At 64.2% G+C, this 12139-nt stretch carries 12 protein-coding genes and 1 pseudogene; 5 read left to right on the top strand and 8 right to left on the bottom strand.

Annotated elements, in window-relative coordinates:
* Nucleotides 1-313 precede the first annotated feature (313 nt).
* Genes LB545_RS30200 through LB545_RS30175 form a run of 6 tightly spaced genes read right to left on the bottom strand, consistent with a single transcriptional unit; the run spans nucleotide 314 to nucleotide 5731 of the window.
* Nucleotides 314-1924: an NTP transferase domain-containing protein gene (locus tag LB545_RS30200; protein ID WP_224706260.1), complete on the bottom strand. Its 1611-nt coding sequence runs from the start codon at nucleotides 1922-1924 to the stop codon at nucleotides 314-316.
* Nucleotides 1921-2625: an XdhC family protein gene (locus LB545_RS30195; protein WP_224681899.1), complete on the bottom strand. Its 705-nt coding sequence runs from the start codon at nucleotides 2623-2625 to the stop codon at nucleotides 1921-1923. The genes LB545_RS30200 and LB545_RS30195 overlap by 4 nt, the downstream gene beginning before the upstream one ends.
* Nucleotides 2626-2631: 6 nt before the next feature.
* Nucleotides 2632-2970, bottom strand: coding sequence for an XdhC family protein (locus tag LB545_RS30190; RefSeq protein ID WP_140493798.1), 339 nt, complete (start codon nucleotides 2968-2970; stop codon nucleotides 2632-2634).
* Between the two features lie 57 nt (nucleotides 2971-3027).
* Entirely contained in the window at nucleotides 3028-4266 is a 1239-nt protein-coding gene (locus LB545_RS30185) for a vWA domain-containing protein (RefSeq protein WP_140494994.1), read from the bottom strand.
* An 11-nt stretch (nucleotides 4267-4277) separates the two neighbouring features.
* Nucleotides 4278-5207: an AAA family ATPase gene (locus LB545_RS30180; RefSeq protein WP_140493800.1), complete on the bottom strand. Its 930-nt coding sequence runs from the start codon at nucleotides 5205-5207 to the stop codon at nucleotides 4278-4280.
* Entirely contained in the window at nucleotides 5204-5731 is a 528-nt protein-coding gene (locus LB545_RS30175) for a flavin reductase (protein ID WP_140493802.1), read from the bottom strand. The genes LB545_RS30180 and LB545_RS30175 overlap by 4 nt, the downstream gene beginning before the upstream one ends.
* A gap of 180 nt (nucleotides 5732-5911) precedes the next feature.
* On the opposite strand from LB545_RS30175, the gene LB545_RS30170 reads away from it, so the two are divergent.
* Both LB545_RS30170 and LB545_RS30165 read left to right on the top strand, forming a co-directional pair.
* Complete coding sequence (locus LB545_RS30170; RefSeq protein WP_140517691.1) at nucleotides 5912-6985, top strand: branched-chain amino acid ABC transporter substrate-binding protein; 1074 nt, start codon at nucleotides 5912-5914, stop codon at nucleotides 6983-6985.
* Nucleotides 6985-8004 (top strand): P1 family peptidase, encoded by a 1020-nt coding sequence (locus LB545_RS30165; RefSeq protein WP_224706259.1) that lies wholly within the window; start codon nucleotides 6985-6987, stop codon nucleotides 8002-8004. The genes LB545_RS30170 and LB545_RS30165 overlap by 1 nt, the downstream gene beginning before the upstream one ends.
* An 11-nt stretch (nucleotides 8005-8015) precedes the next feature.
* On the opposite strand, the gene LB545_RS30160 is transcribed toward LB545_RS30165, so the two are convergent.
* Nucleotides 8016-8270, bottom strand: coding sequence for a DUF2171 domain-containing protein (locus LB545_RS30160; protein WP_140493808.1), 255 nt, complete (start codon nucleotides 8268-8270; stop codon nucleotides 8016-8018).
* Between the two features lie 138 nt (nucleotides 8271-8408).
* On the opposite strand from LB545_RS30160, the pseudogene LB545_RS30155 reads away from it, so the two are divergent.
* From LB545_RS30155 to purB, 3 genes and pseudogenes are all read left to right on the top strand, one after another.
* Nucleotides 8409-9135: pseudogene (locus LB545_RS30155) on the top strand (DUF2259 domain-containing protein).
* The gene (locus LB545_RS30150) at nucleotides 9132-9656 is read left to right on the top strand and encodes a hypothetical protein (RefSeq protein ID WP_224519150.1); all 525 of its coding nucleotides are present in this window, start codon (nucleotides 9132-9134) and stop codon (nucleotides 9654-9656) included. The pseudogene LB545_RS30155 and the gene LB545_RS30150 overlap by 4 nt, the downstream one beginning before the upstream one ends.
* Nucleotides 9657-9715: 59 nt before the next feature.
* Nucleotides 9716-11023 (top strand): adenylosuccinate lyase, encoded by a 1308-nt coding sequence (purB, locus tag LB545_RS30145; protein WP_140522066.1) that lies wholly within the window; start codon nucleotides 9716-9718, stop codon nucleotides 11021-11023.
* A gap of 60 nt (nucleotides 11024-11083) precedes the next feature.
* Here the strand turns inward: purB and LB545_RS30140 are convergent, their stop codons facing one another.
* Nucleotides 11084-11896 carry a VOC family protein gene (locus tag LB545_RS30140; protein ID WP_224706258.1) on the bottom strand — a complete coding sequence of 271 codons (813 nt, stop codon included), beginning with the start codon at nucleotides 11894-11896 and terminating at the stop codon, nucleotides 11084-11086.
* Between the last annotated feature and the right edge of the window lie 243 nt (nucleotides 11897-12139).

Here is a 12139-nt window from a genome sequence, read left to right as displayed (position 1 = left end):
TCCTTGAAGGGTTTTAGTTGGAGAGCAGAGGCCTGGGCAGCAGAAAACAGGATAAATATCGAAATCAGAAAGGCAGGGAATGTGAGTGCCCCCCTCTGGCCTGCCGGCCATCTCCCCCTCAAGCGGGGAGATTGGCAGTTTCGGTGGCCGCGCCCTTCTGCCGGCCTTCGAGATTGGCGAAAGCCGAAATGATGTCCAATCTCCCCGCTTGAGGGGGAGATGGCCGGCAGGCCAGAGGGGGGAAGAAGCGCTGACATTAACGAAATGAAACCGGAAGCCATACCGCAGGCTTGCGTAATTCGGCCTGGGTTTGTCAATCCTGCAGCACGCCGCCGGCGCCTTCCAGCGCCTCGCGGGTGTCAACATCGACGGATGCGCCCTCGCCGATCTCTACATCGACGACGTCAAGTCCTCCGGCCTCGACCAGGTGGCGTGCGCCGGTATCACCTTCGAGATGGGCGACAGCCGGAAACAGCGAGCGCGGCAGGAGGACCGGATTGCCGCGTTTGCCAAGGTGCGAGGCGCGGACCACCGAATTGCCTCCTGCCCCGCGAAACGCATCGATCAGCCGGTCGAGATCGCCGGACGAGACACCCGGCATGTCTCCGAGGACGATCATCGCACCGGCGGCATCTCCCGGCAGATAGGCCATACCGGCTTTCAGGGAGGCGGAGAGGCCATCGGCAAAATCGGGATTGTCGGCGAAGGTCACGTCCAGGCCCGACAACGCGCCGCGCACCCGCTCACGTTGATGGCCGGTGACGACGATCGTGCCCGAAGCTTTCGAGGCGAGCGCACGCTCTGCTGTACGGCGGACCAACGGTTGGCCGTCGAAAAGCGCCATAAGCTTGTTCGGCCCGCCCATGCGGCTCGAACGGCCCGCCGCCAAAAGCACGATCCCGACCTTGAGCCGGCTTCCGGCCGGCAGCGGTTCGCGTGGCTGCGGGCGCGTCGGGATTTCCATCAGCAGGCCGCCGACGCCCATGCCGGCGATGTCGTTCGCCGTAACGTCGAGGCCAGCGATCAGCCGGTCGAGTACCCAGTCGAAGCCGTTCTCCTTCGGACTGCGGGCGCAGCCCGGCGCGCCGATGATCTGCTTGCCGGCGACCCTGCCGAGCACCAGCAGATTGCCGGGGTCGACCGGCATGCCGGCGCGGATGACAGTACCGCCCGCTTCCTCGATCGCGGCCGGAACGACGTCGGCGAAATCGCTCATGGCCGAAGCGCCGAAGATCACGACCATGTCGTTATCGCGCGCCAGCGAGGCGGCCGCCTCGGCAACCGGCGCAACCTCGTGCGGCGTGCGGCGCTCGGCCGTCAGCCGCCCGCCCGAACGCGCCAGCCGTGCCTCGGTGACGCGCAGCGTCTTGTCGAGCACGCTCGGCTTGACGCCCGGCAAGACGGTCTGGATAACACCGACACGAATGGGCCGATAGGCATTGACGGCAAAGATCTCGCCGCCGGCGCAGATTTCCATGACCGCATCGACCAGCGCCGACCCAACGGCGAAGGGAATGATCTTCACGGTTGCCACCATCTGGCCCTTTTCGACCGGCGCATGCTGGCCAAGCGTGGCGATGGTGATGGTTGGATCGACGGCATTGATGGCGTCGATCATCGCGCTGTTGACGGTGAAGACGCCAGCGGCTTCGGCATGGAGGTTGACCCGCCCCGTCGCGGCAGGCTTGGCCTCTACGTTGCGGTGGCGCATACCGGTCGCGATCCGTTCGGCGGCGGCGTCTTCGCCCAGATCGCCGGGAGAAAGCACGGCCGCGACGACTTCGCTGATGCCCGCCGCTTTCAGCACCCCGACATCCTCTGCACTCAGCCGATGCGCTTTGCGGAAACGTCGCTCGCCGACCGTCGTCGCGTGCGCAAGCACGGCGCCTTCGGCCTGTTCGATAGGAACCGGGCCGAATTTCACGCTGCGGCGTCCCTGGCTTCAAGGCCGCGCGAGCGAAACGCGTGAATGACCTGCGCCAGCACGGCGACGGCGATCTCGGCGGGGCTGGCCGCGCCGATGTCGAGACCGATCGGCGCCTGGATGCGGGCGATCTGCTCGGAACTGGCGCCCAGTGCCAGCAGGCGCTCGACACGCTTGGCATGGGTTTTCCTGCTGCCGAGTGCCCCGACATAGAAGCACCTGGCGTCGAGCGCCGCCTTCAGCGCGAAATCGTCGATCTTGGGATCGTGGGTGACGGCGGCGACCGCCGTATAGCTGTCGAGTGGCTGTCGTTGCAGCACCTCCTCAGGCCATTCGGCGTGCAACGCGACGTCGGGAAAGCGGTCCGACGTGGCAAAAGCCGTGCGCGGATCGATGATCTCGACTGGATAGCCGGCGATCCTGGCCATTGGCGCCAGCGCCTGGCTGATATGCACGGCACCGATCACCACCAGGCGAGGATGCGGCAGATGCGCGTTGAGAAAAAAGGTCCGCCCTTCCGCTTCGACCGAGCCGGAATTCCCGGTGCGGAACGCCTTGCTGATCGCGGCACCGAGATCGCCGGCGACCGGATCGCCCTCGCGCACGACACGGTCGCGGCCGTCACCAAGATCGGTGACCAGGATCGCGGCGCGGCGCGCGCGGCGCTCGGCGTTGAGTGTTTTCAGCGCATAGGGATCCATCGAAGATCAGCCTAGCCTTTCCACATACACTTTGATGCGGCCGCCGCAGGAAAGGCCCACCTGCCAGGCGGTCTCGTCGGCGACGCCGAATTCCAGCATTCTGGGCTTGCCGGTGCCGATGACGTCCATGGCATCCGTCACCACGGCGCCTTCGACACAGCCGCCCGAAACCGAGCCGTGGAAATTGCCGTCGGCGTCGATGACCAGATGGCTGCCGGCCGGGCGTGGCGCGGAACCCCAGGTCTCGACAACGGTCGCGATGGCGACATCCTTGCCGTCCTTCATCCAGCCTTCTGCGATGATCAGCGGGTCACGGGCCTCGTCGAGATAAATGCTGTCGCTCATCGTTGCTTCTCTCAGGGTCTGTTTTTCCCGGAAATATGTGTCTTCAGCAGCATATGGCTACGCGGCGCGCCTCGCGCCACCCTCCATCCATCGCCGCGGATCGACGGCAGGCTTCCGGTCCAGCGAAGCGCAGAGATCGGCAAGCGCGTCGAGATTGTGCACGGCACGGAATTCATCGACATGCGGCAGCATCGCCCTGACGCCGCGGGCGCGCGCCTGGAAACCGTCGAAGCGCAGTAAGGGGTTCAGCCAGATCAGCCGCCGGCAGGATTTGTGCAGACGCTCCATTTCCTCCGACAGGCCGTCGACCTCGTCTCGCTCCAGCCCGTCGGTGATCAAAAGCACCACCGCGCCCTGTCCTAGCACGCGCCGCGACCATATCAGGTTGAACTCGGCCAGCGTGTCGCCGATGCGCGTGCCGCCCGACCAGTCCTTGACCGCGGTGGAACAGTCGGCCAGGGCGGCGTCGGGATCGCGATGGCGCATCTGTCGGCTCAGATTGGTGAGCCTGGTGCCGAAAACGAAAGTGTGCACGCGCCGGCGCTTTTCCGTCAGAGCATGCAGGAAATGCAGGAAGATGCGCGTGTACTGGCTCATCGAACCGGAAATGTCGGCAAGCACGACCAACGGCGGATACACTTCGCGGAGCGAGCGGAATTTCGGCAGGATCAGTTCGCCCCCAGTGCGTGCGGCCGAGCGCATCATGGCACGCGGATCGATGCGGCGACCGTGCGAATCGGCCTTGAAACGGCGCGTCCGCACCATATCGAAGGGCAACCGCAGTTCGGCGATCGCTTTCCTGGCGTCGGCCATCTCGGCGGCATTCATCTGAGCGAAATCCTTGGCCCTCAGCACCTCGTTGCCGGAGAAAGTAAAGCGCGCGTCGACCTCGATCTCGGGGATTTCCTGCGCCGGCTGGTTCCTGCTGTGGCCTGCGAACATGGCCTGGCTGACACGGCTTTCGGCCGCGCGTGGCTTCTGCTTCTCCCTGGTATCGGGCGCCACCGGCGAAAGCATCGCCAGCATCTTTTCGATCAGCTCACGCGACTTCCAGAATAGCCGGAAGGCCTCGTCAAAGATGGCATGGTCCTCATGCCGCGACACCAGCACGGCATGCAGCGTCCAGTAGAAATCGTCGCGCGCGCCGATGCCGGTGGCAAGTACCGCCTCGATGGCATCCTTGACCGAGGCCGGACCGACGCGCATGCCTGATTTGCGCAAGACACGGGCGAAATAGACGATGTTGTCCGCGATGTGACCGTCGACAGTCGCCTCCCTGGGTTCCGCGCGAGGCATGGCCATGAGCCCTACTCCGCCGCCGAAAGCTCGGCCTTCACCTCGTCGAGGATACGCCGGCCTTCGCCCTCGCCGATGCGGGCAATGTCGTCCTGGTATTTCAGCAGCACGCCGATCGTGTCGGAGACGGTTTCCGGGTCGAGCGCGACCTTGTCGAGTTCGGTCAACGCGCCGGCCCAGTCGATGGTCTCGGCAACGCCCGGCATCTTGAACAATTCGATCTGGCGGAGCTTCTGAATGAAGGAGACCACCTCGGCCGAAAGCCGGCTGTTCGCCTGCGGCACCTTGCGGCGCACAATCTCCAACTCCCGCTCGGCGCTGGGATAATCGACCCAGTGATAGAGGCAGCGCCGCTTCAGCGCGTCATGGATTTCGCGGGTGCGGTTGGTGGTGATGATGACGATCGGCGGCTCCTCCGCCCTGATCGTGCCGAGTTCGGGCACCGTCACCTGGAAATCGGAAAGGATCTCGAGCAGGAACGCCTCGAACGCCTCGTCGGTACGGTCGAGCTCGTCAATCAGGAAAACCGGGGCGGCGCCGGCCTTGCCGGTCAGCGCATCGAGCACCGGACGGCGTATCAGGTATTTTTCCGAGAAAACGTTGCGCTCCATGTCGGAGCGGTCAACCTTGCCGGCCGCCTCCTCCATGCGTATCTCGATCATCTGCGCGGCATAATTCCACTCATAGACGGCGGACGAGACGTCGAGACCCTCATAGCATTGCAGACGGATCAGCCGGCGGCCGAGCGCCTCTGCCAACACCTTGGCGATCTCGGTTTTGCCGACGCCGGCCTCGCCCTCGAGGAACAGCGGCCGCTTCATGCGCAGCGACAGGAAAAGCACGGTGGCCAACGACCGGTCCGCCACATAGTCCGCGCCGGTCAAGAGATCGAGCGTCTCGTCGATCGTCCGCGGCACGGGGCGCGGTTTTAGCTCGGTCATTCCTTCTCCGTGGACGCCTCTGCCCCGCTTTCCAAAACGTGGTAGCCGCGGGCGTGATAGATCAGCGGCCGCAAATTATCGCCCATGCGCAGGCCTGTCACCTTGCCAAAAAGCACACGATGGGTGGCCAGGTCCTTAGTGTCGATCAGTTCGCAGTCGAATACGGCGAGCGCGCCCTTCAAGGTCGGCGCGCCGGTGGAGATCACATCCCACTCGCCGAGCGCGAAACGTTCCTCGACCGGCAGGCCGGTGATGCCGGAAAAGCCGATCGACAGCGGCTCCTGGTGCGAGGCAAGCGTGTTCAAGGCAAACCTGCCGTTTTTCACGAACGGCTCGTTCTTGGGATTTTCACGGTTCAGGCAGACCAAAATGGTCGGCGGCGTATCGGAAACCGAACAGGCGGCGATGACCGTCGCGCCGCGCTTGCCGGCCGGCCCGTCGGTGGTCACCACATGGACGTGACCGGCAAAATGGCTCATCGCGTCGCGATAGGCCTGCGGTCCTATGTCGTTCTTCTTCAACACCGGAGATTTTCCATAGCCTGAACCCTATCGCTATATATGGCTAGATATGACAAGCCACAAGCGAAGTGCTTGGCCCATATCCCGAAATTCGCGTGTTGCGCCAAGACCGGGCAGCCTTTAGGTCTTGGCGGGAGTGGCGCCGGGACCATCCGGGCTCGCTTGGAGGAAGTCTTCGACAGGATGCGACCCGGGGCAACGATATCTGCCGCGCTGGCCTGGCTGCTGCTGACCGGCGCCGCCAACGCCCAGACGCTGCTCGTCGGTGTTGCCGCGCCGCTCTCCGGATCCTCGGCGATCCTTGGCAGGCAGATCGAAGCCGGCGCCGAAGTGGCGGCCCAGGCGAACGGCATCGAGCTCAAGACCATCGACGATGCCTGCACGGCCGATGGGGGTGCCGCGGCAGCCCGGGAATTCGCGACCGCCAAGGTCAATGTCGTCGTGGGATTTCTCTGTACGGAAGCGATCGAGGCGGCGATGCCGATCTTGAAGGACGCAGGCATCGCCGTCATCACCGTTGGCGTGCGAACCGAAAGCCTGACTGACCGTCGTCCCAAGACCGGCTGGCCGGTCTACCGGCTCGGACCGAGGGGCGACGACGAGCGCAATGCCGTCGCCAACACCCTTACCCGGCTTTGGCAGAACGAACTGTTCGCCGTCATCGATGACGGCACCATCTACGGCCGTGAGATCGCCGAGACGTTGCGGGCGGCGGCCGAACAGGCGGCGCTGAAGCCGGTGTTCGTCGATACGTTCCGGCCGCAGCTCGACAACCAGATCGGTCTGATTGGCCGGCTGAAGAAGGCCGGCGCAACCCATGTCTTTGCCGGTGGCGACGGCGACGACATCGCCATCATGGGTCGCGACGCCGCGCAACTCGACGCCGGCATCGTATTCGCCGGCGGCGAGAACCTGCGCACTCCGCCCGGCGCAGTGCCCTATGCCACGGGAACGCTGATGATCGCTCCCCCGGAATGGGCCGATGTCGCCAATCCCAAGGTGCTCGAGGTGTTTGCCTCGCAGAAGATCGTGCCGGACGGCTACACGCTGCCGGCCTATGCGGCGGTAGAAACCGCCAAGGCGGCGATGGCGGAAGCCGCAAGCTCCGGCAGGCCGCTTGCGGAAGCGCTCATCGGGCATGATTTCACCACGGCGATCGGGCCGGTGCGCTTTGATGCGAAGGGCGACCTCAGCCGGAATCCGTACCGCGTCTTCCGGTTCGATGGCGCCCGCTTCGTACCGTTGGAAAGCAACTGATGTTTCGCACCGGCCCGCGCAACCTGATCACCGATGTCGCCGGTCTCAGCGTCGGCAATGCCTCCGATGCCCGACTGAAATCCGGCGTGACGACGGTCCTTTGCGACGAACCGGCCGTAGCCGGCGTCCAGATCCTGGGCGGTGCGCCGGGCACGCGCGAGACGGACCTGCTCGAACCCCACAATTCGGTTGAGACGGTCCATGCCGTGGTGCTGTCGGGCGGGTCGGCTTTCGGCCTCGACGCAGCGTCCGGGGTACAGGCAGCACTGCGCGAGCGTGGCATCGGCTTCGAGGTCGGCGGCTTTCGCGTGCCGATCGTGCCGGCGGCGATCCTGTTCGACCTGCGCAATGGCGGCAACAAGGACTGGGGCCGCTATCCGCCATACCGCGACCTCGGCTACGAGACGGTGCAGGCCGCCGGTTCGGATTTCCAGATCGGCACGACCGGCGCCGGCACCGGCGCGCTGACCTCCGGTCTCAAGGGCGGGCTTGGCTCGGCTTCGACGCTGCTTGACAATGGCGTCACCATCGGCGCGCTGGCGGCGGTCAATCCGATCGGCTCGGTGACCATCAGCCGAAGCCGCCATTTCTGGGCGGCTCCGTTCGAGATCGGCGATGAATTCGGCGGGCTTGGCTATCCCTCGCCAATGCCGGACGACGCCAAAAGCATCCTCTTGAAGTTTCGCGACAAGACGTTCACGGGCAAGGCGGATGCCGGCGGCAACACCACCATCGCCGTTATCGCCACCGATGCCGTTCTCACCAAGGCCGCCGCAAAGCGCCTGGCCATGTCAGCGCATGACGGTTTCGTGCGGGCCATATGGCCGACGCACACGCCGGCCGATGGCGATCTGGTCTTCGCGCTGGCGACCGGCAGGAGCGGTATCCGGCTCGAAGCCGACGCGGCAATCGACCTTTATGCCGCGGCAGGCGCCACGATGGCGCGCGCCATCACGCGCGGCGTTTTCGCCGCGACGCCCGCCGAGGGCGATCTGTTTCCGGTCTGGTCTTCGCGCTGACTTATACGCGATCAGGTGGGGTCGGACTTTTCTTCCTCGAAAGTGACCGCGACGTCGGAATTCGCCGACAGCCAGACCTTCTTTCCCTCGACCTCCGCGACAAGGCTCAGGGGAATGAAATGATGGTGCCCCTTATGCGTGCCCATACCGCTGTCGGACTTGGTCAGCTTGATCCGCTGCCCCTCGACTTTGTCGACCGTGCCGACATGAACGCCATCGGCACCGATCACTTCCATATGCTCACGAATTTTGCTGGTGTCGGTCATGGTGGTTCTCCATTGGGACTGCCGACAATAACAGACGAGGCCGCGATTGGATGCATGGCGCTTGCTTTATCGGGCAGCGCGACGCCGGTATCTTGTCGTGATAGGGAATGGCGATATCGTTGGCCGGCGGAAAACCTCATGCAAAACCTTCTTCTGTTTGCCGTTTGCCTGCTTGCGCAGTTTTGCGCAGTCGTCGCCGCCCGGGCCGGGGATGTCGCCGAGCTTGAAATCCTGGGCTTCACCAAGGACGGCGGCATCTTCGCGTTCGAAGAATATGGCGTGCAGGATGGATCGGGATTTCCCTACGCCAATCGCTATTATATCGACACCAGCAACGACAGCTTTCTCCAGGGAACGCCTATTCGCGTCCGGCTCGACGACGAGAACGCCACGTTGACGGCGGCTCGTATTCAGGCCCGCGAGAAGGGGCGAAGCGGTCGTCAGCCAGGCGGAGTTGGCCGCGAACAAGGGCATCACCGCAGGCTTCAACCCGGTAACGGAGATGTCCGCCGACCCGCATCGGATGGCGGTCAATCCGCGTCCGATCTTCTCGCCAGTCGACCAGCCGCTCGAGTTCCGGCTGGACGAGATCGGCATGAACGAGACTAAGGGCTGCGAGAGCCAGGGTGAGATCAATGGCTTTCGGCTGCTGCGCGTCGAGGCGCAAGCCGGCGGTACGACGAAGCTGTTGCACGAGGACAAATCGATCCCCAAGAGCCGGGGTTGCCCGAACGGCTACCGCATCGGAGCCGTGCAGACATTTTCGATGGACAATCCCAGCGCCTATGCGGTGCTGATCGCGGTGCGCCAATATGGCTTCGAAGGCCCGGACTATCGCTGGATCGCGGTGACCGGCCGCCTGTGACACCGCTCGTCCACCCCGCCAGGCGTCATCGCGCCCTGGGCCGCCTCCGCGGCGCCATACCAACGCCGGGCACGGCGCTGCTCGGCGCGCTGCTTTGGGCCGCCACGATGGGCGCCAGCGCGCTCCTCAACCTGTTGCTGGAAAGTTGGGTGACGCCAGATAAAATCCGCACCGTGACGCTGCTGTTTGCAGGCGGCGGCGCTCTGGCCTTTCCTGTTGGCCTGTTCGCGGCACGGCTGGTCTCGCGCGGAAGGAGCTGGGAAGTCGCCTTCGCGGCGGCATTCGTGGGTCTCGCCGCCGCGACGATCGGCCTGACCGCCGGGCTGTATGCCTTGCAATACCGGTCCTACTATGCCGCATGGCATGCACCTACCTTCACCCTCACCTGGGGGCTTCAGTTCGTCTTCACGATGGCGGTGGCGCTCTACCAGTTCGTGGTGCTGGGCATCAGGCTCTATTTCCCGATCGGGTTCCTCGCCTTGTTTGCCGCCAGCCTCTGGTTTGCGCGGCGGCGGCGTTGAGCATTTTGTCCGCCTCTGTTAGGACGCGGGCAAATTTCTCGACACGTCAGGACTGACCGATGATCCCTCGCTACTCCCGGCCGGAAATGGTGGCCATATGGTCGCCCGAAACCCGGTTCCGCATCTGGTTCGAGATCGAGGCTCATGCCTGCGACGCGCTGGCCGAACTCGGCGTCATCCCGAAACAGGCGGCGAAGACCATCTGGGAAAAAGGCAATGCCGCGAAGTTCGACGTCGATGCGATCGACGAGATCGAGCGCGTCACCAAGCACGACGTCATCGCTTTTCTCACCCATCTCGCCGAATTCGTCGGACCCGACGCCCGCTTCATCCATCAGGGCATGACATCCTCGGACGTTCTCGACACGTGTTTCGCGGTGCAGCTCACGCGTGCCAGCGACATGCTGCTGGCCGACATCGACGCACTGCTTGCGGCGCTGAAGCGCCGCGCCTTCGAGCACAAGGATACCGTCACCATCGGCCGCAGCCACGGCATCCATGCCGAGCCGACCACTTTCGGCGTCAAGCTGGCGCAAGCCTATGCCGAATTTTCGCGCTGCCGCGAGCGGCTCGTGCATGCTCGCGAGGACATAGCCACCTGCGCCATTTCGGGAGCGGTCGGCACCTTCGCCAATATCGAGCCTTATGTCGAAGAGCATGTCGCGGCAAAGCTCGGGTTGAAGCCGGAGCCGGTATCGACGCAGGTGATCCCGCGCGACCGCCATGCCATGTTCTTTGCCACGCTCGGCGTCATCGCATCGTCGGTGGAGCGGCTGGCGATCGAGATCCGGCATCTGCAGCGCACCGAGGTGCTGGAAGCCGAAGAGTATTTTTCGCCTGGCCAGAAAGGTTCGTCGGCGATGCCGCACAAGCGCAACCCGGTGTTGACCGAGAACCTAACCGGCCTTGCCCGCATGGTGCGCTCCTTCGCGCTGCCGGCGATGGAGAATGTGGCGCTCTGGCACGAGCGCGACATTTCGCATTCCTCCGTCGAGCGCATGATCGGGCCGGATGCGACGGTGACGCTGGATTTCGCGCTGGCGCGGCTGACCAGCGTCATCGACAAACTGCTCGTCTATCCCGACAACATGCTGAAGAACATGAACAAGTTCCGCGGCCTGGTGCATTCACAGCGCGTGCTGCTGGCATTGACGCAAGCCGGCGTCTCCCGTGAGGATGCCTACCGGCTGGTGCAGCGCAATGCCATGAAGGTGTGGGAGCAAGGCGCTGATTTTCTTGAAGAACTACTGGCCGACAATGACGTCACCGCCGTCTTGCCGGAAGCCGAGATCCGCGAGAAATTCGACCTGGGCTACCACACCAAGCATGTCGACACGATCTTTCGGCGGGTGTTCGGAGAGGCGTGAGGGGCTTTCCTTCTCCCCGTCGCTATACGAGGAGAAGGTACCGCAGGACGTAACTGCCGATCACGCTTTGCCGGGAATGGTCCTGATCACCGTGCCCCACGGATCTTCGCGGGTCGTTTCACTGGCCACGTTGTCGGAACGCATCTCGACCCAGGCAAGGCCCGACCGGGCCGAGTCGCGGCGGCCGGCGCCGGCGCTCTGCCACGCATTGGCGCCTATATGATGATGGTAGTGGCCTGACGACAGGAACACAGCCTGGCCGCCATACTTCGCCACCGTGTCGAAGCCGAATTCCTGTTTCCACCAGGCTTCCGCCTCTTCCGGCCGGCCGACGCGCAGGTGGACGTGGCCGACAATGCTGTTTTCAGGCGCTCCCTGCCAGCCCGCGTCGCCCGCCGGCACTTCGGCGACGACCGAAGGAATGTTCAGCCGTTCGGTCGCCATCGCGATCTTGTCGCCGTTCCACGTCCAGTCCTGCGGACGGCGATCGGCATAGATCTCGATCCCGTTGCCCTCGGGATCGGTGAGGTACAGCGCTTCGCTGACCAGATGGTCCGAAGCGCCCTCTATGGCGATCTTGTCTGATATGGCGTGGTTGATCCAGCGGCCGAGATCGGCACGGCTGGGCAGCAGGAAAGCCGTGTGGAACAGGCCGGCGCTGCGCGGATCGTCAGGCTTGGCCGAGGCGTCCGGCTCCAGCACCAACAGCGGACGGTTGGCGGCGCCCAGGGTGATCGCGCCATCGGCGCGGCTCAATTCCTGCAAGCCGACAACAGCGCGATAGTAGGCCGCTAGGCTTTCGGCGTCGCGCGCCTTCAGCCCGACCCGGGCAACGCTCACCGGCGTGGTGGCGGCAAAGGGCAGTTCGCTCATGATTGTCTCCGTTGCGGCGACGCTTTGGCATAAACCCCGAGGTCAGGAGCCCGGCGCCGGCGATCATTGTACATCGTGTCAGCACCAAATGCGGTCCTTCACGGCTGTTTCTTTCCAGAGGACAAATCGGCGATCGTGATCGTTCACACAAGACAGCGAAAAGCGAACATGGTGTTCACCATTGCAAGCAGGAGCGTGTCCATCGACGGTTGCATGAGGCAATCACGCTCGCTATCTCAGCGC

Origin of the sequence: Mesorhizobium sp. BR1-1-6 (genome assembly GCF_020165355.1) — a bacterium.
Lineage (GTDB): Bacteria > Pseudomonadota > Alphaproteobacteria > Rhizobiales > Rhizobiaceae > Mesorhizobium.
This window is presented reverse-complemented; position numbering and strand designations above follow the sequence as displayed.